The sequence below is a fragment of the Exiguobacterium sp. s143 genome, assembly GCF_018618895.1.
GTDB classification, from domain to species: domain Bacteria; phylum Bacillota; class Bacilli; order Exiguobacteriales; family Exiguobacteriaceae; genus Exiguobacterium_A; species Exiguobacterium_A abrahamii.
Map to the genome: position 1 here is coordinate 1,164,000 of NZ_JACSMX010000001.1, position 19,473 is coordinate 1,183,472.

At 49.1% G+C, this 19,473-nt stretch carries 20 protein-coding genes, 1 tRNA gene and 1 pseudogene; 3 read left to right on the plus strand and 19 right to left on the minus strand.

Features of this window, described 5'->3' with window-relative positions; genetic code table 11:
- Nucleotides 1-38: 38 nt before the first annotated feature.
- The 8 genes from eno to KNQ03_RS06270 form a co-directional block, all read right to left on the minus strand.
- Nucleotides 39-1,331 (minus strand): phosphopyruvate hydratase, encoded by a 1,293-nt coding sequence (gene eno / locus KNQ03_RS06235; RefSeq protein WP_023469213.1) that lies wholly within the window; start codon nt 1,329-1,331, stop codon nt 39-41.
- Nucleotides 1,332-1,390: 59 nt separating this feature from the next.
- Nucleotides 1,391-2,938, minus strand: a complete 1,548-nt coding sequence (gene gpmI, locus KNQ03_RS06240; RefSeq protein WP_214723889.1) for a 2,3-bisphosphoglycerate-independent phosphoglycerate mutase — start codon at nt 2,936-2,938, stop codon at nt 1,391-1,393.
- Nucleotides 2,939-3,691 carry a triose-phosphate isomerase gene (gene tpiA / locus KNQ03_RS06245; protein WP_023469215.1) on the minus strand — a complete coding sequence of 251 codons (753 nt, stop codon included), beginning with the start codon at nt 3,689-3,691 and terminating at the stop codon, nt 2,939-2,941.
- 27 nt (nt 3,692-3,718) lie between these two features.
- On the minus strand, nt 3,719-4,903 hold the full coding sequence (locus KNQ03_RS06250) for a phosphoglycerate kinase (RefSeq protein ID WP_035396304.1): 1,185 nt from the start codon (nt 4,901-4,903) through the stop codon (nt 3,719-3,721).
- A 121-nt stretch (nt 4,904-5,024) separates the two neighbouring features.
- Nucleotides 5,025-6,032 (minus strand): type I glyceraldehyde-3-phosphate dehydrogenase, encoded by a 1,008-nt coding sequence (gene gap / locus KNQ03_RS06255; protein ID WP_035409970.1) that lies wholly within the window; start codon nt 6,030-6,032, stop codon nt 5,025-5,027.
- A gap of 53 nt (nt 6,033-6,085) precedes the next feature.
- Nucleotides 6,086-7,114 (minus strand): sugar-binding transcriptional regulator, encoded by a 1,029-nt coding sequence (locus KNQ03_RS06260; protein WP_251140239.1) that lies wholly within the window; start codon nt 7,112-7,114, stop codon nt 6,086-6,088.
- A gap of 115 nt (nt 7,115-7,229) precedes the next feature.
- The gene (locus KNQ03_RS06265; protein WP_214723891.1) at nt 7,230-7,490 is read right to left on the minus strand and encodes a glutaredoxin family protein; all 261 of its coding nucleotides are present in this window, start codon (nt 7,488-7,490) and stop codon (nt 7,230-7,232) included.
- Complete coding sequence (locus KNQ03_RS06270) at nt 7,481-8,623, minus strand: RNA polymerase factor sigma-54 (protein WP_214723893.1); 1,143 nt, start codon at nt 8,621-8,623, stop codon at nt 7,481-7,483. The genes KNQ03_RS06265 and KNQ03_RS06270 overlap by 10 nt, the downstream gene beginning before the upstream one ends.
- Before the next feature lie 153 nt (nt 8,624-8,776).
- Here KNQ03_RS06270 and KNQ03_RS06275 point away from each other — a divergent pair.
- Together KNQ03_RS06275 and clpP are read left to right on the plus strand one after the other, a co-directional pair.
- Nucleotides 8,777-8,852 (plus strand) — tRNA-Arg (locus KNQ03_RS06275).
- A gap of 182 nt (nt 8,853-9,034) precedes the next feature.
- A pseudogene (gene clpP, locus KNQ03_RS06280) lies at nt 9,035-9,619 on the plus strand (ATP-dependent Clp endopeptidase proteolytic subunit ClpP); the annotation flags it as partial.
- A 111-nt stretch (nt 9,620-9,730) separates the two neighbouring features.
- Here clpP and KNQ03_RS06285 read toward each other — a convergent pair.
- The 11 genes from KNQ03_RS06285 to hprK form a co-directional block, all read right to left on the minus strand.
- Entirely contained in the window at nt 9,731-9,967 is a 237-nt protein-coding gene (locus KNQ03_RS06285) for a hypothetical protein (RefSeq protein WP_023469221.1), read from the minus strand.
- 82 nt (nt 9,968-10,049) lie between these two features.
- Complete coding sequence (gene whiA / locus KNQ03_RS06290; protein ID WP_023469222.1) at nt 10,050-11,006, minus strand: DNA-binding protein WhiA; 957 nt, start codon at nt 11,004-11,006, stop codon at nt 10,050-10,052.
- On the minus strand, nt 11,003-12,001 hold the full coding sequence (locus KNQ03_RS06295) for a gluconeogenesis factor YvcK family protein (protein WP_035409984.1): 999 nt from the start codon (nt 11,999-12,001) through the stop codon (nt 11,003-11,005). The genes whiA and KNQ03_RS06295 overlap by 4 nt, the downstream gene beginning before the upstream one ends.
- Complete coding sequence (gene rapZ, locus KNQ03_RS06300) at nt 12,001-12,870, minus strand: RNase adapter RapZ (protein ID WP_050678698.1); 870 nt, start codon at nt 12,868-12,870, stop codon at nt 12,001-12,003. The genes KNQ03_RS06295 and rapZ overlap by 1 nt, the downstream gene beginning before the upstream one ends.
- A 111-nt stretch (nt 12,871-12,981) precedes the next feature.
- Nucleotides 12,982-13,944, minus strand: a complete 963-nt coding sequence (trxB, locus tag KNQ03_RS06305; RefSeq protein WP_023469225.1) for a thioredoxin-disulfide reductase — start codon at nt 13,942-13,944, stop codon at nt 12,982-12,984.
- 61 nt (nt 13,945-14,005) lie between these two features.
- Nucleotides 14,006-15,490 carry a tetratricopeptide repeat protein gene (locus tag KNQ03_RS06310; protein WP_047393317.1) on the minus strand — a complete coding sequence of 495 codons (1,485 nt, stop codon included), beginning with the start codon at nt 15,488-15,490 and terminating at the stop codon, nt 14,006-14,008.
- A gap of 96 nt (nt 15,491-15,586) precedes the next feature.
- Entirely contained in the window at nt 15,587-15,967 is a 381-nt protein-coding gene (gene kapB, locus KNQ03_RS06315) for a sporulation phosphorelay system protein KapB (RefSeq protein ID WP_023469227.1), read from the minus strand.
- A 30-nt stretch (nt 15,968-15,997) separates the two neighbouring features.
- Nucleotides 15,998-16,480, minus strand: coding sequence for an acyltransferase (locus tag KNQ03_RS06320; protein ID WP_035396297.1), 483 nt, complete (start codon nt 16,478-16,480; stop codon nt 15,998-16,000).
- Nucleotides 16,464-17,120 carry a pyrophosphatase PpaX gene (ppaX, locus tag KNQ03_RS06325; protein ID WP_214723895.1) on the minus strand — a complete coding sequence of 219 codons (657 nt, stop codon included), beginning with the start codon at nt 17,118-17,120 and terminating at the stop codon, nt 16,464-16,466. The genes KNQ03_RS06320 and ppaX overlap by 17 nt, the downstream gene beginning before the upstream one ends.
- Nucleotides 17,121-17,123: 3 nt before the next feature.
- Complete coding sequence (gene lgt / locus KNQ03_RS06330; RefSeq protein ID WP_214723897.1) at nt 17,124-17,957, minus strand: prolipoprotein diacylglyceryl transferase; 834 nt, start codon at nt 17,955-17,957, stop codon at nt 17,124-17,126.
- A complete protein-coding gene (gene hprK, locus KNQ03_RS06335; RefSeq protein ID WP_035396292.1) occupies nt 17,957-18,892 on the minus strand; it encodes an HPr(Ser) kinase/phosphatase in 936 nt (311 codons plus the stop codon). Before hprK ends, lgt begins: the two co-directional genes overlap by 1 nt.
- A gap of 126 nt (nt 18,893-19,018) precedes the next feature.
- Between hprK and KNQ03_RS06340 the strand changes: the two genes are divergently transcribed.
- The gene (locus tag KNQ03_RS06340) at nt 19,019-19,402 is read left to right on the plus strand and encodes a hypothetical protein (RefSeq protein ID WP_149428157.1); all 384 of its coding nucleotides are present in this window, start codon (nt 19,019-19,021) and stop codon (nt 19,400-19,402) included.
- The last annotated feature ends 71 nt before the right edge of the window (nt 19,403-19,473 follow it).

Sequence of the window (19,473 nt, forward strand, 5' to 3'; positions counted from 1 at the left end):
GGTTTTCCTTATAGCTTGTTCAAACAATCAACCTGAAATTACTTCTTGAGGTTGTAGAATGATTTGATTCCGTCGTAGACAGCAACGTCTGAAAGCATGTCTTCGATGCGGAGAAGTTGGTTGTATTTCGCGATACGGTCTGTACGTGAAAGTGAACCCGTTTTGATTTGACCAGCGTTTGTCGCAACAGCGATGTCAGCGATCGTTGAATCTTCAGTTTCACCAGAACGGTGAGAAACGACAGCTGTGTAACCAGCTTTTTTAGCCATTTCGATTGCGTCGAATGTTTCAGTCAACGTACCGATTTGGTTAACTTTGATGAGGATCGAGTTCGCGATGCCTTTTTCGATACCTTCAGCAAGTTTCTCAGTGTTCGTTACGAACAAGTCATCCCCAACGAGTTGGACTTTGTGTCCGATACGATCTGTAAGAAGTTTGTGACCATCCCAGTCGTTTTCGTCACAGCCATCTTCGATTGAGATGATTGGGTATTTGTCAACGAGTTGTGCGTAGAATTCAACAAGCTCTTCTGTTGAGAGGACTTTGCCTTCGCCAGCGAGGTTGTATGTTCCAGCTGCTTTATCGTAGAACTCAGAAGAAGCGACGTCCATTGCCAGGTAAACATCTTCGCCTGCTTTGTAGCCAGCTTTTTCGATTGCTTCAAGGATAACTGTGATTGCTTCTTCGTTTGATTTCAAGTTTGGAGCGAATCCACCCTCGTCACCAACTGCTGTGTTAAGACCCATTCCGCTAAGAACTGATTTCAACGCGTGGAAGATTTCAGCACCCATACGAAGTGCTTCTTTGAATGTTGGAGCACCGACAGGCATGATCATGAACTCTTGGAAGTCCACGTTGTTGTCTGCGTGTGATCCACCGTTGATGATGTTCATCATTGGAGTTGGTAATGTTTTCGCGTTAAATCCACCGAGGTATGTGTAGAGTGGAAGACCAAGCTCATCTGCAGCAGCACGTGCAGCAGCCATAGAAACACCAAGGATTGCGTTAGCACCGAAGTTACCTTTGTTTTTCGTACCGTCGAGATCGATCATCTTTTTGTCGATTCCAGCTTGGTCGAAGACATCGTAACCGATGATTTCTGGTGCGATTTTTTCGTTGACGTTGTCAACAGCTTTCAAAACACCTTTTCCGAGGTAACGTGCTTTGTCGCCATCACGGAGTTCGACTGCTTCGTGCTCACCAGTTGATGCACCTGATGGTACGAGTGCGCGACCGAAACCGCCATCTTCTGTATAAACTTCTACTTCTACTGTTGGGTTACCGCGTGAATCAAGAATCTCGCGTGCGTAAATCTCTGTAATCATTGACATTTAAATTCGCTCCTTTTGTGTGTAAGAAATATGTGGTGTAGCTACTTCGATCGACGGGATTATTTCTTCAAAACGATCGATTTACCAGTCATCTCTGCTGGTTGGTCTGCTCCGAGGAGATCAAGGACCGTTGGTGCGAGATCAGCGAGTGCACCTGTGAGTGGTTCAAGGAGTTCAACGTCCTCGACCGTCACGATACATGGAACGGGTTCTGTCGTATGCGCCGTCATCTTACTGCCGTCCGCATTGAGGACTTTATCCGCGTTCCCGTGGTCAGCCGTGATGACTGCCGCGCCGCCTTTGCTGAGAATCAAGTCAACGACTTTCCCAAGACACTCATCGACAGCTTCGATCGCCTTTTTCGTCGGCTCGAGCATACCCGAGTGACCGACCATATCCGGGTTAGCGAAGTTGAGGATGATCGCGTCGTGTTTGTCCGAGTTGATTGCGTCGACGAGGGCATCTGTGACTTCATAGACGCTCATCTCCGGTTTCAAGTCGTATGTCGCGACTTTTGGTGAAGGGATCAAGATCCGATCTTCCCCTTCGTATGGTTCTTCACGTTGTCCGTTGAAGAAGAACGTGACGTGCGGATACTTTTCCGTTTCCGCGATGCGTAGCTGTTTGAGACCTTGTTTTGACAATGTCTCACCAAGCGTGTTCTTGATGTCTTCAGGCGGGAAGACGATGTCCGTATCAATCGCATCCGAGTACTTCGTCATTGAGACGAGTAGCAGGTTCTTCGGTGCGTTGTCTGGAATTTCGAAGCCGTTGAAGCCACCTTTTTCTTTGTAGACTTTCGAAAGCTGAATCGCACGGTCAGGACGATAGTTGAAGAACACGATCGCATCGTTATCGTGGATCGGTGCGACTGGCGTACCGTCTTCCTGCACGACAACAGTTGGTTCGATGAACTCATCCGTTACGTCTTGTTTGTACGAAGCTTCAACCATGCCGATTGGATCCTTCGTCGTCGGACCTTCACCGAACGTGATGGCGTCATAGACTTTCTTGACGCGTTCCCAACGGTTATCGCGATCCATCGCATAGTAGCGACCAGAGATACTCGCGAATTGTCCAACATTCAATTCATCCATCTTCGCTTGCGCGTCACGGAGGAAACCAGCGCCCGATTGTGGGTCGCAGTCACGACCGTCCGTGAAAGCATGGAGGTAGACTTTTTCGATTTCGTGAAGTTTCGCGAATTCGAGCACCGCATACAAGTGGTTGATGTGACTGTGGATTCCACCGTCAGAGACCAAACCGAAGATATGAAGCGCTGAACCGTATTTCTTCACGTGACCTGCCGCATCGTTCATCGCTTGACGCGAGAAGAACGAGCGATCCTTGACCGCGTTGTTGATTCGGGATAGCGATTGATAGACGACGCGACCTGCACCGATGTTCAGGTGACCCACTTCTGAGTTCCCCATTTGACCTTCAGGCAAACCGACGTATTCGCCTTTCGCATTCAACAACGTATGCGGGTATTGACCCCAGTAACGGTCGAAGTTCGGTTTGTTTGCCGCCGTAACGGCATTTCCGAACTCCTCGTCACGCATACCAAAACCATCAAGGATGATCAGTGCGACTGGACGTTTTTTCATTTAAATCGCCTCCAACAGTTTGAGGAACGATCCTGTCTCAAGACTTGCACCGCCGACGAGCGCGCCGTCGATGTCTGGTTGAGCCATATATTCTTTGATGTTTTCCGGTTTGACGCTACCACCGTATTGGATGCGGACAGCTTCTGCTGCTTCAGCACCGAATTCAGCTGCAACGACGTCACGGACGAATTTACAAGAATCTTGTGCATCTTGTTCTGTCGCTGATTTACCTGTTCCGATTGCCCAGACAGGCTCGTAAGCGACGACGAGATTTTTCACTTGGTCGACAGTAAGACCTTTAAGGCTGTTTGCTGTCTGTTCGCGGATGACGTCTTCGAACTTGCCGCCTTCACGCTCTTCCAGTGTTTCACCTACACAAACGATTGGAACGAGGCCGTGCTCGAACGCTTTTTTCGCTTTGCTGTTGATGAACGCATCTGTTTCGCCGAAGTACTCACGACGCTCAGAGTGACCGAGGATGACGTATGTCACGTCGAGTTCTTTGAGCATGAGCGGGCTGATTTCACCAGTGAACGCACCGCTCTCTTTGTCGTACATGTTTTGAGCACCGATCTTAAGATCCGTACCAGCTGCTGCTTCTGTCAAGTGTGCCAAGAATACTGCTGGCGCACAGACGGCTGCGTCGACTGTCGTCGAAGCAGGTACAGCTCCTTTGACTTCCTCAACGAATGCGACTGCATCCTTGAGCGTCAGATTCATCTTCCAGTTACCTGCGATAATTGGTTTACGCATTGAGAAACACTCCCTTGTGAACTTAGATTACTTGTCGTTTAGCGCTTCGACACCAGGAAGAGCTTTCCCTTCCATGAATTCGAGACTTGCTCCACCACCTGTAGAGATGTGGCTCATTTTGTCAGCAAGACCGAATTTCTCTGCCGCAGCAGCTGAGTCGCCACCGCCGATGATTGAGTACGCATCGCTGTCCGCAAGAGCTTGCGCGACACCTTTTGTACCGTTTGCGTATTTATCGAGTTCGAATACGCCCATCGGTCCGTTCCAGACGACGAGTTTCGAGTTCTTGATTGCCTCTGCATAGAGTTCAACCGTTTTTGGACCGATATCAAGTGACATGTGATCTGCTGGGATCTCTGTGATGTCACGTGGTCCGACATATGTTTCTTCTCCGAATTCCTTCGTGATGACGCAGTCGATTGGCATAAGGAACTTAACGCCTTTTTCTTCTGCTTTCTTCATGAATTCCTTCGCTTGGTCGATTTTGTCGACCTCAAGAAGTGAAGTACCGACTTCGATACCACGAGCTGTGAGGAACGTGTACGATAAGCCGCCACCGATGATCAACGTATCGACGATGTCGAGTAAGTGATCGATGACACCGATTTTGTCCGCTACTTTCGAACCACCGATGATTGCCGTGAACGGGCGATCTGGGTTAGAAAGAGCTTTACCGAGAACTTGAAGTTCTTTTTCGATGAGAAGACCGGCAACTGCTGTGTCGACATGGTGTGCGATACCTTCTGTCGATGCGTGTGCACGGTGTGCTGCGCCGAACGCGTCGTTGACGAAGACGTCAGCGAGTTTCGCGAATCCTTTAGCGAGCTCTTCGTCATTTTTCGTTTCACCAGGGTAGAAGCGAACATTCTCTAAGACGACGACATCGCCGTTTTCGAGTTTGCTGACTGCTTCTTCTGCAACTGGACCGTATGCTTCTTCAACGAGCTTGATGTCTTTACCAAGCAATTCGCTGAGGCGTGCTACGACTGGTGCAAGTGAGAACTCAGGGTTCTTTTCGCCTTTTGGACGACCCATGTGGCTAGCGAGAATGACTTTTGCTCCGCCGTCGATCAAGTGTTTGATCGTTGGGAGTGCAGCACGGATCCGTGTGTCATCCGTGATTTTACCGTCTTCCAACGGTACGTTGAAATCCACGCGTGTAAATACGCGTTTTCCTTGTACATCGATGTCGCGAATCGATTTCTTATTCATACATTCGTCCTCCGTCTCTTACGTATAGTGAGGGGCGAATGCCCCTCCCGCTTTTTTCCGCAATAAGAGCGGAGACTGATATCGTTTCCGCTCTTATTCAATTGCTATTTAATTGCTCGAATTACTTAGCGATTTCTGCGAAGTGTTTGAGTGTACGAACGAGTTGGCTAGTGTAAGACATTTCGTTGTCATACCAAGCAACTGTTTTAACAAGTTGTTTGTCGCCGACTGTCATGACTTTAGTTTGTGTTGCATCGAAGAGTGATCCGTAAGAGATACCAACGATGTCAGAAGAAACGATTTCGTCTTCAGTGTAACCGTAAGACTCGTTAGCAGCTGCTTTCATTGCTGCGTTGATTTCTTCTACAGAAACTTTTTTGTCGAGTACAGTTACGAGCTCAGTGAGTGAACCTGTAGCGACTGGTACACGTTGTGCAGATCCGTCAAGTTTACCTTGAAGTTCTGGAAGAACGAGACCGATTGCTTTTGCAGCACCAGTTGAGTTTGGAACGATGTTTGCTGCTGCCGCACGTGCACGACGGAAGTCACCTTTAGGGTGTGGAGCGTCGAGTGTGTTTTGGTCACCAGTGTAAGCGTGGATCGTAGTCATGAGACCTTCAACGATTCCGAACTGATCTTGGAGAACTTTAGCCATTGGCGCGAGACAGTTAGTAGTACATGAAGCACCAGAGATAACTGTTTCAGTTCCGTCAAGGATTTCGTGGTTCGTGTTGAAGACGACTGTTTTCATGTCGCCAGTTGCAGGTGCAGAGATAACGACTTTTTTAGCGCCAGCTTTCAAGTGAAGCTCAGCTTTTTCTTTGTCTGTGAAGAAACCAGTACATTCGAGAACGATGTCAACACCGAGCTCGCCCCATGGGAGTTCTTCTGGGTTGCGGTTAGCAAGTGTTTTGATTTCTTTACCGTTGACGAGGAAGTAACCGTCGTGTACTTCAACTTCGCCGTCGAAACGACCTTGAGTCGTATCATATTTGAGAAGGTGTGCAAGCATTTTAGTGTCTGTAAGGTCGTTGATCGCGACTACTTCGATTCCATCGAATTGAAGAATTTGACGAAGTGCCAAACGTCCGATACGTCCAAATCCGTTAATACCAACTTTTACTGCCATGATAATTTTCCTCCTTTTAATGTAAAGCGAGTTATCTATTATTCAAAAGGGGGTTACCCTTTCAAAATCGAAGCTGCTGCGCCTTCATCCGTGATCAGGATGATGTCTGGCGACTGTTTGACATAGGCGTTGATCGCTTCTGCCTTCGAATGACCACCTGCGACGACGATGACGTGTTCGACTTGCTTCAAGTCAGCCAGTTGGAGACCAACTGTCTTGACCCGGTGCACGATGTTCCCGTCTCGATCGAAGTAATATCCGAATGCTTCCGCTACTGCTTGTTCATGTTCCAGTCGGGTCAGGAGATCCTCAGACGCACGACGACGTTTTGCCATCGTTTTCGCCTCACCAATTCCATGTACCACGATTGAAGCACCTTTAATCATTTGAAGCACATTTTTTATGCTCGGCTCTTCGATCATCTTGACGAAAGTCTCTGTGCTGACCATGTCTGGGATGTGAAGCAGATGATAATCACTTTGAGCGCGTGACGCCATCCGTGAGCATACTGTGTTCGCTTGTAGTTCGAGCGTTTCTCCTAATCCTCCGCGTGCCGGAACGAACGTCATCGGACGGTGTTCCTTATCTGGCGACATCATCGCCGCGACGGAAGCCATCGTCGTACCGCCTGTGACAGCGATCGTATTGTGATGGTTTGAAGAAAGCTCTCGTTTGAGTCGTGCGACGGTCGCCCGCCCCATGTCTCGTTGTACCCAGAAGGTCTCATCGGAATCACCCGGTACGATGACGACGTCCCGTACTCCGAGTCTCTCTTTCAAGGCTTTCGCCATGTCTGAGATCCCTGCGAGTTCTCCCATGATGCTGTGCATGCTGCGAAGAACGTTTCGTCCTTCATCCGTCAAGGACATCCCTTGCGTCGCGACCTCTAGGAGGTCTTGCTGCTTCAAGAAGTCGACTTCCCGCCGTAAGACGCGTTCCGTCAAGCCAAGGCTTGTCGCAAGCGTACGTCGTCCGATCGGTTGCATCAGTCGCACGTAATGAAGGATGTCGTAGCGTGTCTGCATTTCTTCGATCAGATCAGGCACGATTCGTTTTTGGATCTGGACTAACTGCCGAATCATGTATTTCCCTCTCCTCTCAAGTAGCTGGACGCTTTCTGTCCCGCATGTCATAACGTGTCCCACTTGGTACACCGTTATCATAACAGTCCATTTCTCGCCTTGCAAGTCTCGTTTCTCAAGTTTTTTGAAGTAAGCGGTTTCTTATCGTTTCCGTCTCGATTTTGCCATAACTCCAGATTTCGCCGTCATGCATGACAACGGGAATCTCGTATAAGAACCGTAGACTGAGCGCTTCATCCTGATCAATGTTGACTTCCTCGAACGTCCATTCCGGAAACTCATCGAGTACGAAGTCGAGTAAGATGGCGGCCTCTTCACATAGCGTACATCCCGGACGTGAATAGAGTGTTAAGTGTCTGTGTCGTTTTAATCCCATTCTGATTGCGCCTTCCTTTGCTGCATCGTTTTTTTTGTTAAACCAAGCGCTGCCCGATATTTCGCAACCGTCCGTCGCGCGACTGTCAGACCGTCTGCTTGCAGGCGATCCGTTAATTGCTGATCACTTAACGGACAATCACTGTGCTGAATGTATTCGGCGATCCGCCGTTTAATCAAAAAACTCGAATCTCCGCTTGTCGTTCGTGAGACGAACAAGTCTTCTAAAGCAACGAGACCATGGACCGTCTCGACATACTTCGCAGCAATCGCTCGACCAATCGTTGACGGATGATGTCCCGTTGCTTCTGCGACTTGTTTTTTCGTCAATGGCTCAAGATGCAGTTCTCCCTTGAACCAGCGTTCTTGTCGCTCAAGCAAGACCGAGAGGATGGCATGCATCGTAACGCGACGTCGTTCGTACGCGCGCAAAAAAGGCGTTGCCTCTTTTAATTCGAGCCACGTCTGATCCGTGTCGAGTGTCATCCAGTCGATCTGAAGTTTTCCAACTAACAGGTGAATCCGCGCTTCTGCCATGACCGATCGTTCCTCTTTAGGAAGATCCGGTGTCCGGCTCAGCCGCGTCAATCGTTTTCGCAATCGTGTCCGGTCCTGTTCACTGAACTGAGCGAATACCTGACTCGCCGGAGCATGCCGCAACCGATCCGTCAGTTCGATCAATTCCGTGTCGTCTAGCTCGATCGCCTGTAACCATTGGCACTCGCGTTCCGAGCGGGCAGCGATGCCGACTGGTTCACATTGTTGTAAGAGTGTCCGTGCTTCTTTAATCGTTGCGACATTGGTCGAGAAGGATGCAGCGAGTTGCTCGTCCGATGTCCGCAATAAACCGTCCGCTTCTAAATACACGATGAGTTGTTCCGCCATATATCCTATTTCCTGTCTGACTGATTCTAAACGTATTTGTGCAAGAAGCTCGTCTTCATAGGACGCCAAATGTCCTGCCATCTGCTCGACCTCTAACGAAACCTGATTCGGGTAATGGCGGTGCAACCGTCGTTTCAACCGTCGCCATTCCTCCTCGAGCTCTGCCGCTGGTTGTTCAAGCACATGTAACTGATACTGTTGTGACGCCGATAACGTCATCTGTTGCGTCTGTTCCTGGCGTTGATCCATCGATTCCCCTCCCCCACTTCTTATTATAGAAGAAACGTTTTAAAAAACGTGCTCTGAACCCCTTTTGAGTCGCTAGAGAAAAGAAAAGTCATGCTTCCCTATTGCTTTTCTGAAAAAATGTCGCTATACTATTAATTGTTCAGTACATCAGATGCACCCGTAGCTCAGGGGATAGAGCACTGGTTTCCGGTACCAGGTGTCGGGAGTTCGAATCTCTCCGGGTGTACCATTTATTCAACCACAAGGCAATGCCAGCAATGGCGTTGCCTTTTTTCTATATTGATATGTTTCATTTGCCCTTGTAATGGAAAAATACCTAAAAGTCGCATCGTATCTTTTGACCAATATTGACCAAAGGATTATGATAAGGATAAGTCGAATAGGAAGCTACATACCAACTATAAGGAGGCAAAGACTATGTTAATTCCAACAGTCATCGAACAAACAAACCGCGGGGAACGTGCTTACGATATCTACTCACGTTTGCTAAAAGACCGCATCATTCTTCTCGGGAGCGCGATTGACGACAACGTCGCCAACTCAGTCGTTGCCCAACTTCTGTTCTTAGCAGCAGAAGATCCAGATAAAGAAATCTCGCTTTACATCAACAGCCCAGGTGGTTCGATCACTGCCGGTATGGCGATTTACGATACAATGAACTTCATCAAGCCACAAGTCTCAACGATTTGTATCGGTATGGCTGCATCGATGGGTGCGTTCTTGCTCCAAGCAGGCGCAAAAGGAAAACGTTTCGCGTTACCAAACGCTGAAATCATGATCCACCAACCACTCGGTGGTACACAAGGTCAAGCATCGGATATCAAAATCCATGCGGAGCGTATCATCAAAATGCGTGAGCACCTCAACAAAATCATGGCTGAAAACACAGGACAACCACTTGAAGTCATCGAACGCGATACAGAGCGTGACAACTTCATGTCAGCACAAGCTGCTGCTGATTACGGTCTCATCGACCGCGTCATGGAACGTGCATAAGTCATCCAGAGTGTCTCCTTCGGGAGACACTTTTTTTGTATCCATAAAGTCTTGTCGTTTATCGTTGCATACAAAAAACCTCCCGTTCCTTATAGAACGAGAGGTCGATGATCAGTCGATCAAGTCTGTGATGTCTGAAACGATATCGTGGTTTTCACGAATCAGCGAGTAGATCGCGTTCGCATGTGGCGAAAGCTCTTCTTCTGCTTGTAATTGTTTCAGGAATAAAGATGTTGCGAACGCAACGAGTGTGCTTTTCGGTACACCGATTGATTTCGCTTTTTTTGTTAACACTTCATCAAACTTCGCATCGACTGTCAGCGAAATACGTTTCTTTTCGTTAGCCATTTCAAAAACTCCTTAATTCGAACATTTAGTTGCATCGACTATATATTATAGTAGACTATGGTTCATCCCGCAAGCGACCCTCTTATAAGGCCCCTGTCATCGACTCTCCATTCCGTACTTTTTCAGCGATTTGATCAATCTTCCGCAACCGGTGATTGATCCCTGATTTTGAGATGGAGCCGCTTTCGACCATCTCCCCGAGCTCTTGTAACGTGACGTCTTGATGTGTCACACGCAAGATCGCGATCTCCTTCAACTTATCCGGTAAGACATCGAGTCCGACCGTCCGCTCGAGGAACTTGATGTTCTCGACTTGGCGTAATGCCGCACCGACCGTTTTGTTGAGGTTCGCCGTCTCACAGTTGACGAGACGGTTGACCGAGTTACGCATATCCTTTAAGATCCGGACATCCTCGAACCGTAGCATCGATTGTGTCGCATCAACGAGCTTGAGGAAATCGGAAATCTTCTCGCTCTCCTTGATGTAGAGGATGTGTCCCTTTTTCCGTTCGATCGCTTTCGCGTTCAAATCAAAGACGTTCGATAGACCACGGAGCGCCGCATTATGTTCTTCATATAAGCTGAAGATCTCCAAGTGATACGACGACGTCGCGGGATTGTTGAGCGAACCTCCGGCGAGGAACGCCCCTCGTAAATAAGCGCGTGCTTTTCGTTCATCGTTGAGGATCGTATCACTGATTGAACGAATCATCGTGAACCCCTCTCCGAGGATTCCGAGGTCTTGTAAAATCTTATCCGCCTGTTGTTTGACGCGGACGATGTAGACGTTATTCTTTTTCAGACGCATTTTCTTCCGCACGAGCAGATCAAGATGGACTCCGTATGCTTTTTTCAGCAATGAGTAGATCCGACGGGCAATCGAGGCATTCTCGGTCGAGATATCGAGTGTCAGACCACGTCCGAGACCGAACGAGATCGCACCGTTCATCCGAGCGAGTGCCGCGAGTTCCGCCTTCATCTCGTGATCGGTGATCGGAATCTGCGTTAATTCTTTTTTGACTTCTGAGGCAAAGCTCATGTCAGCTCCTCCTTTCCTTCGAGTTGACGCATCCGTCGAATCGACAACACTTTTCGCATGACGAGGCTTGCGACGGCATCTGAGTCATGACGGATGAAGTGATGATTGTAATCGACGATATCGTCTGCCAGCACTTCAACGCCAGCGAGCTCGAATTGTTTTTCATTATAGGTGACGATGTCAGCGTGATCCTTCTGGTATTTCTTCAGGTAACTCGCATCGATCGATTCGTTGTTGACGATGATCGTATCAACGACGCCTTGTCCGAGGAAGCGTTCGAGTGCCGCTAAATGTTCATTGGCTGTGAACGCCGTCGTCTCGCCGGGTTGTGTCATGACGTTACAAATATAGACGACCGGAGCCAGTGATTGTTGGATCGCTTCCCGGATCTCATCGATCAGGACGTTCGGGATGATACTCGTATAGAGACTACCCGGACCGAGGACGATGACGTCGGCGTCAAGAATCGCCTGAATCGCTTCCGGTACCGGACGGACGTCCTGTTCTTCAAGGAAGATCCGTTCGATCTTTTTGCCGACCTTCGGAATCAACGACTCACCTTTGACGATCGTTCCGTCCTCGAACTCAGCACATAACGTGATCGTCCGCTCCGTCGCCGGATAGACTTTTCCTTCCGCGTTCAACAGTTGTCCCATGACGCCGATTGCTTCGACGAACGAACCATTACAGAGCTGGGTTGCTGCCGTCAGCATTAAGTTTCCGAGCGAATGCCCGTGTAGTCCTTCCCCGGTCTCGAACCGGTACTGCATGATTCGGTCCATCAACGTCTCCGACTTCGATAAGGAAACGATGACGTTTCGGATATCGCCCGGCGGCAACATGTTGAATTCCGTCCGCAGACGACCAGAACTGCCGCCGTCATCAGCGACCGTGACGATGGCTGTGATGTCGAGCGGATAATGCTTGAGTCCACGAAGAAGCGTCGAGAGTCCTGTCCCGCCACCGACAGCGACGACTTTACGTTCCCATTTCATCACTTCTCCTCCTTCGCATGCACATAATCCCGGTGATTCGTCTCGATGTGATACTGCGTCGCAAATTCTTTACTGATCGCTTCGGCGAACGTAATCGAGCGGTGTTTCCCGCCTGTACAACCGAGGGCGATGACGAGTTGCGACTTCCCTTCCCGCTCGTATTGTGGAATCAGGAACTCGAGCAAATCGACAAGTTTTTTATAGAACAGCTTCGCTTCCGGCCACTGCATGACGTACGACGCGACTTCCTCGTCGAGTCCTGTTTTTGGACGCAGCTCTGGAATGTAGAACGGATTCGGTAAGAAGCGCAGGTCAAAGACGAGATCGGCATCAAGCGGTAAGCCGTGTTTGAAACCGAACGACATGACGTTGACCGTGAACGGAATCCGCGTGCCTTCCGTGAACTCCTTCAAGAGACGCTCTTTCAGTGCAAGCGGCTTGATGTCACTCGTATCAATCAGCATCTGTGCCTTATCACGGAATCCTTCGAGCAACGTCCGCTCACGTTCGATCCCGATCAATGGGGAATCTGTCGGTGCGAGCGGGTGCGAACGACGCGATTCCTTGTAACGACGAACGAGAACATCGTTTCGTGCATCAAGATACAACATCCGGATTTGTAAATCGGTTTTCTTTAGATCCTCATAGACGACAAAAAAGCTGTCGATGAAATCACGCGCGCGGGTATCGATGGCAACGGCGATTTTAGGACGCACTTGTCCGATGACTTCGATGAGATGCGGCAGTAACGTCGGGGGCAGATTGTCGACACAAAAATAGCCTAAGTCCTCAAAGCTGTTCATTGCGACAGTCTTCCCAGCCCCACTCATACCCGTGATGATGACAAGTTGCGGTTGATTCTGTTCCATCTTTTCGCCCTCCAGACAACAGTTCCGTGTGTATTTTTCACTTCTTTCTCAGTATATCATAAAAAAAGAGCCAGCTTCACTGAAGTCTCCTTCAATGAAACTGGTTCGTTATTATGCGTGTGAGGATTCTTGTAATTCTTCAAGCAACGCTTCAATGAAATGCTGTGCATTTTGCGCTGCGATCGAACCATCATTTGTTGCTGTAACAACTTGACGAAGTGTTTTCTCACGAACATCACCGGCAGCAAAGATGCCTTTGATGTTCGTTTCCATCGCTTCGTTCGTTACGACGTAGCCTTGGTCGTTTAAGATGCCGAGATCTTGGACGTAACCAGTGATTGGGTTCATCCCAATGTAGATGAAGACACCATCAATTGGATGCGTCGTCACGTCAGCTGTTTTTGTGTTGATCAGCTCGATACCGCCGACTTTCCCGTCTTGTTCGTTGATCTGTTTGACCGTATGGTTCCAGATGAAGTCGATTTTCGGGTTGTCGAACGCACGTTTTTGAAGAATCTTTTGAGCGCGGAGCTCATCACGACGGTGTACGATCGTGACTTTTTTCGCGAAGCGTGTCAAGTAGACGCCTTCTTCAACAGCAGAGTCGCCCCCACCGATGACGAAGAGTTCTTTTTCTTTGAAGAACGCGCCATCACAGACAGCACAGTAAGAAACACCGCGACCGCCGAGCTCTTCTTCACCCGGTACGCCGATTTTTTTATATTGTGCACCAGACGCGATGATGATCGCCCGCGCGTAGTAATCTTTGTTGTGTGCATGAATCGTTTTGTATGCTTTACCGTCTTCGATGCTCCGAACGTCTCCGTACGCATATTCTGCGCCGAATGCTTTCGAGTGGTCGAACATTTTTTGCGAGAGATCGGGTCCGAGGATACTGTCGTATCCTGGATAGTTCTCGATATCTTCTGTGTTCGCCATTTGACCGCCCGGAATCCCGCGTTCGATCATTAATGTCGAAAGGTTCGCACGTGATGCATAAAGTGCGGCTGTCATCCCAGCAGGACCTGCCCCGATGATGATGACGTCATAAATTTTTTGTTCTGTTTCCGCCATGATTCCACCCCATTTATCGTAATCGTTGTAGTTTGAGTATAGGTGAGAATCGCCTAAACGTCTAACACTTTGCTTGCAGCGGTGCCAGCATCCGTTCATGTGTCCGGATCATTGATGCGACATGATCGAACGAACAATCGACGAGCGATGCACATTCTTCGATTAACATCCCGTCCCGTAAATCATGGAACAGATAAAGCAGCGATGCAGCGGATGCTTCGATCGAATCGAATGACTCACCGCTTAAGACGAGTTGTGCGAAGCGCTCGTAAAAATCACCTTCAAGACTCATTCGTTCTTCGTCTGAAACGAATCGTTCCGCAAGACGGATCGTCTGCAATGCCCGGTGAATGCGTTCATCCACGACATCAGTCCGACCTTCCATCTCAATGACAATCTGTTCTGTCAATAAGAGAACGTCTTCCCGGTCCGTCACTTCTGGCATCATCGATAACGCCAGTCGTGCCTCGGCATCGTTCAGTTTGCCAAGGAGCAGTGCCGTGAAGATGCGCGAGACATCATCTTCTGTCTTCAACGCTTGGATGAGTGCTGAACGGAACTGCAGGTTGTGGCGGATGTCATACGTATCCGTTTCTTCCTTTAACGCTTGTGCTTCGTCCGACTTCAAGAAAGCCGCCGCTTCTTCGACGTGTCCCGTCTTATAGGCAGAAATCGATAACCAGTGACCGAAGAGTGGATCTCCTCGGTAACCGCGACGCTCGAGTAATTTCAACTCTTCATAGGCGATATCGTACCGTCCGATGATCGCTAACGTCGACGCGACCTTATAACGTGTCTCAAGATGCACAGAACGGACGTGTTCGAGCTGACGAGAGAGACGATGTGCCTCTTCGTCCTGTCCCATCTCGTGTAGCAAGACGAGCGTGTTACAGAGGGCATGCAAATTTCCCGGATTCCCTTCAAGGACCCGTTCGAGGGAAGCGAATGCCTGATCATTCTCTCCTAAATAGAACTCGACGATCGCGAGGTTGTTGTAGGCAGGCCAGAACGTCGGGTACTGGGCAATCAGTCCAGTCAACGTCTCCTGTGCCGCGAACAGCATCCCTTTATCGATCTGGCGTTGTGCCTGACCATGCAGACGAATCAATTCATCCTCTTCGTCGTCTTCCATCTCTTGTTCAAGATCAATCAGTTCCACGAGTGCGGCCGATGCCTCCGCGTGTTTGCCGTTTGGTGCTTGCTCTAAATATTCCATCGCATGTTGTCGCGCTTCTTCATAAAGTGAGACGTGTGCGTAGTTATTCGCTAAATAAAAGAGTGCTTCCGTATTTGATGCGTCGAGTGCGCGTACTTGTTTCAAGACATCATTCGCATGATTGATTTCTCCTGTCTCGAATAAGACACGGGCATAACGGAGCAAATAACGGATGTCCGCTGGCTGAAGTGTCGTCGCCTCATCTAAATGATAGACGGCTTCGTCCAGTCGCCCTTCCCGGTGCGCCTTCCGTCCGCGGAAATAAAAAAGTTCCGCTTGGCGCGCTGTTATCGCAAAGGGGTCTGCTTTGTATTTGGTTAATTCCATCATGATTCAAGCCCCCATAAATAGTAAACTGGTTTCGTAGTTGCAGACACAAGAATACCCTATCTCTAGGAGGCATGCAACAGAAAAAAACGCCGGAGTTCATCCCCAGCGTTTCGCATAAATCGATTCCAGTTCTTTGTAATTCTCTAAGCATTTTCGTACAAAAGCATCCGTCTCCGGATTCAGTCCTTCAAGACGTGCCACGTCCTTGTCATATGCCTGCCGTAAGCTCGTCGCATAATCCGGAATCTCTCCGTCATACGCATAAACGACTGCGGGCGAAACCGTGATCTTTTCGTGCTTATGCAAGGCGGTCCGGATATGGAAGAGTGGAACATCGACTTGGTTCGGTTGGTGAAGATCTCCTTGAACAGGATGCTTCTCAACAGCCAACACCTCAACGACGAGACCTTGTGGACGTTCGGCGAATAATCTTCCGAAATACTTTCCTGTCTTATACGTAAAGCGGATGTGCGTCATCTTTTTTCCTTCTTCCTTCTCACAGTTTTGTCACATTTCGTGCCGGCGAAGCGGCTGACTCGAGACGCGTTCGTTCGGTGCAATGTCCCGGTGAACAACTGATCCGGCACCAACGACGGCACCATCTCCGATCGTTACGCCCGGTAGGATCGTCACGTTCGCACCGATCAAAACATTGCTTCCGATGACGACGTCACCTAAACGATACTCCGTCGTCAAATATTCATGACAGAGAATCGTCGTATTGAAGCCGATGATCGTATTGTCACCAATCGTGATTCGCTCCGGGAACATCGTGTCTGGCATCACCATCAAGGCAAGCGCCGTCTTCTCCCCGATCTTCATCCGAAGACATGTCCGGTAGAGCGCGTTCTTGAAACGAAGCGACGGAGCAAACCGCCCGATCGTGATGATCGTAAAGCACCACATCACTTTAAAGAACGACACCGTCCGGTACATGTGCCAGAGTGGATTCGTCGTGCCGACCTGAAACCGATCAGTTCGCCGCGCCATTTTGTTCCTCCAGCCAAGCAGCAAGATGATCCATCGAATCAATGATGACGTCCGGCTCGAGGGCTTCTAAGTACGCGCGTCCTTTGATCGCCCAACCGACCGCGACTGTCTTCAATCCCGCGTTCTTACCACCGAGAATGTCCGTATCGTTGTCACCGACCATGATCGTTTCGTCTGCCGTTGATCCAAGCAACTGCATCGCTTTTTCGAACGGCTCGACGGCTGGTTTTTCTTCCGTCACGTCGTCCGCTGCGATGACGGCGTCAAACAGTGACGTCAATCCGAATAACTCGATGCCGCGTAAAGCGACACGACGGCTCTTCGACGTGACGACCGCCATCTTATAACCCGCTTCATGCAGGCGACGTAATCCGTCAAGCACACCCGGATACTCGAGCACGAGCGCGTCATGCATCGCGATGTTGTAGCTCCGGTAAAAGGCAACCATCTCTTTCCACTCTTCTGCGTTCATCGCTGAGAATGATTTTTCAAGCGTTGGACCGATGAACGGAAGCAATTCCGCTTCCGTGAACGTCCGGTCCGGGTAATAGTAACTGAGCGTATGCTCGAAACTTTTTAAGATCAATGGATTCGTATCGATCAACGTTCCATCTAAGTCAAACAGTAACGTGCGAATCATCGATTACTTCGCCTCCTTTTTCGAACCGTCCAAGTAACGAACGGCGTTGCGGCGAACGACCATCATAATCACACCGAAGATGATCAAACAGATCGAGACGATTTGTGCCGTCCGGAGTCCATCCCCCATCATCAGACTGTCCGTCCGGAGTCCTTCAATATAAAAGCGTCCGATCGAGTACCAAATCAGATAACCGAGGAAGACATACCCACGGCGTGGATTGAACTTCATCCGCCAGACGATCAATAGAATGACACCGATGATATTCCAGATGCTTTCATAGAGGAACGTCGGTAAATAGTACGTTCCGTCAATATACATCTGATTGACGATCCAGTTCGGTAAGTGCAGCGTATCTTGTAAGTACGACCATGTCGTTTCGCCACCGTGTGCTTCTTGGTTGAAGAAGTTACCCCAGCGTCCGACGGCTTGTCCGAACAAGAGGGATGGTGCCAAGATATCGGCGATTTGCCAGAACGAGATCTTTTTCTTACGCGTGTAAATGATGACCGTCAAAATCGCGCCGATGATTGCACCGTGGATCGCAATCCCACCTTGGCGGATATTGATGATTTGGTCGAGATGTTGACTATAGTAGTTCCACTCGAACGCAACGTAGTAAATCCGGGCACAGATGATACTGATCGGAATCGACCAGATGACGACATCGACCGCATACTCTTCGTTGAAGCCAATTCGCTTCGATTCGAAGATCGCAATCAGGAGACCGACGACCGCACCGAGTGCGATGACGATGCCGTACCAGTAAATCGGTACAGGACCGAGTTCGATCGCCACGCGGTCAAACGTTGGTTGTACAGAGGCTAAAGTTCCCATCAAAGACCACCATTCCCATCTTCAATTGCTTGCGCGAGACGTCCCGCGAATTCTTCTGCTGTGTTGATGCCCATGTTCTTCAGACGATAGTTCATCGCTGCGACTTCGATGATGACAGCAAGGTTTCGTCCGGGACGAACCGGAATCGTCAGGAACGGAATTTCCGTATCGATGATTTGGAGTGTCTCTTGATCGAGACCGACGCGGTCATAGACTTTCGATTGATCCCAAATCTCGAGGTTACAGACGAGGCTGATCTTCTTATGCGAGCGAACCGCACCTGCACCGAACAACGTCATCACATCGATGATCCCGATTCCACGAATCTCAAGCAGATGTTGAATCAACTTCGGTGCTGTCCCAACGAGAATCCCGTCACCAGTTTGACGAATCTCAACTGAGTCATCTGCCACTAGGCGGTGACCTCGCTTAACGAGTTCGAGTGCCGTTTCCGATTTACCGACACCACTTGCCCCTTTGATGAAGACACCGACACCATAGATATCGACGAGGACACCATGCATCGCCGTCGTTGGCGCAAGTTCCGCTTCGAGGAAGTTCGTGATCTGTGACTCGACCGATGTCGTATGCCCTTTTGTCGTCAACAGTGGCACGTTCGTCTCGTCTGCGGCTTGGATGATCGCTTCCGGTACTTCGAATCCACGCGTGATCAAGATACCAGGTGTTTCATCCGTACAGAGGACATTCGCTCGTTCGCGTTGTTCCTCGTACGTTAAATTATTGAAGAACGTCAATTCTGTTTTTCCGAGAATCTGGAGACGTTCTGCCGGGTAATAGGCATAATAACCGGCAAGCACAAGGCCAGGTCGGCACAAATCAGCCGTCAGAATCGGACGATGTAAGCCCTCTTCTCCCGTGACGATGTGGAGATTGAATTGTTTTACGATTTCAGCTGTTCGCACTTTTGGTTGCACGCTTCGTCAGCCCCTTTCACTTGAAGTATTGTACCATATTTTTATTCGATTCATGGAATTGGATTAGAAGCATGATTTCTTGGGAATGGAATAAAGAGTTAATATTTTGAAGGAGGTTTTGCCGTGATGTCAGGCGGTGGTATCGGATTCATTTTAGTCATTATCTTATTTGCGGTTCTAGCGATTGCTGGTTTCGTCTACCTCATCATCTCACTGATCGATATGTGGAAAGCGTATTCGCGTAATCAAGATCAAACAGCCCTCTTATTCTTCATCATCTCAATCATCGGAATCTTCATCAGCGGTTCATTCATTTCCTACGTCCTCGCGATCATCTTCTATTGGAATCGCGCACGCAGAAAAAGTTGGCTCGGAATCGGTCTGATTCTCGTTTCAATCGTTCTTGCAATCATCGGTGTCATTGCCTTACTCTCGTTCGGTTACGATATGAATAATATCGAAAACATGAACTTTGACGAGCCGATGATGGATCAGGATTACGATTATTGATGTAAGCTACACCCATCCTTTTCAGTGAGGATGGGTGTTTTTGTCTATGCAGCTGACGAAGCCCCGCTCGC

Bases quoted from the DNA above. Each gene is read 5' to 3' on its own strand.
- KNQ03_RS06340 (WP_149428157.1), top strand. From the start codon at position 19,019: ATGTCAGGCGGTGGTATCGGATTCATTTTAGTCATTATCTTATTTGCG.
- gpmI (WP_214723889.1), bottom strand. From the start codon at position 2,938: ATGAAAAAACGTCCAGTCGCACTGATCATCCTTGATGGTTTTGGTATG.
- KNQ03_RS06320 (WP_035396297.1), bottom strand. From the start codon at position 16,480: ATGGCGCGGCGAACTGATCGGTTTCAGGTCGGCACGACGAATCCACTC.
- rapZ (WP_050678698.1), bottom strand. From the start codon at position 12,870: ATGGAACAGAATCAACCGCAACTTGTCATCATCACGGGTATGAGTGGG.
- KNQ03_RS06295 (WP_035409984.1), bottom strand. From the start codon at position 12,001: ATGAAATGGGAACGTAAAGTCGTCGCTGTCGGTGGCGGGACAGGACTC.
- lgt (WP_214723897.1), bottom strand. From the start codon at position 17,957: ATGGGAACTTTAGCCTCTGTACAACCAACGTTTGACCGCGTGGCGATC.
- trxB (WP_023469225.1), bottom strand. From the start codon at position 13,944: ATGGCGGAAACAGAACAAAAAATTTATGACGTCATCATCATCGGGGCA.
- KNQ03_RS06250 (WP_035396304.1), bottom strand. From the start codon at position 4,903: ATGAATAAGAAATCGATTCGCGACATCGATGTACAAGGAAAACGCGTA.
- tpiA (WP_023469215.1), bottom strand. From the start codon at position 3,691: ATGCGTAAACCAATTATCGCAGGTAACTGGAAGATGAATCTGACGCTC.
- KNQ03_RS06285 (WP_023469221.1), bottom strand. From the start codon at position 9,967: ATGGCTAACGAAAAGAAACGTATTTCGCTGACAGTCGATGCGAAGTTT.
- KNQ03_RS06270 (WP_214723893.1), bottom strand. From the start codon at position 8,623: ATGGATCAACGCCAGGAACAGACGCAACAGATGACGTTATCGGCGTCA.
- KNQ03_RS06265 (WP_214723891.1), bottom strand. From the start codon at position 7,490: ATGGGATTAAAACGACACAGACACTTAACACTCTATTCACGTCCGGGA.
- gap (WP_035409970.1), bottom strand. From the start codon at position 6,032: ATGGCAGTAAAAGTTGGTATTAACGGATTTGGACGTATCGGACGTTTG.
- eno (WP_023469213.1), bottom strand. From the start codon at position 1,331: ATGTCAATGATTACAGAGATTTACGCACGCGAGATTCTTGATTCACGC.
- ppaX (WP_214723895.1), bottom strand. From the start codon at position 17,120: ATGATTCGCACGTTACTGTTTGACTTAGATGGAACGTTGATCGATACG.
- kapB (WP_023469227.1), bottom strand. From the start codon at position 15,967: ATGACGCACATCCGCTTTACGTATAAGACAGGAAAGTATTTCGGAAGA.
- KNQ03_RS06260 (WP_251140239.1), bottom strand. From the start codon at position 7,114: ATGATTCGGCAGTTAGTCCAGATCCAAAAACGAATCGTGCCTGATCTG.
- KNQ03_RS06310 (WP_047393317.1), bottom strand. From the start codon at position 15,490: ATGATGGAATTAACCAAATACAAAGCAGACCCCTTTGCGATAACAGCG.
- whiA (WP_023469222.1), bottom strand. From the start codon at position 11,006: ATGAGCTTTGCCTCAGAAGTCAAAAAAGAATTAACGCAGATTCCGATC.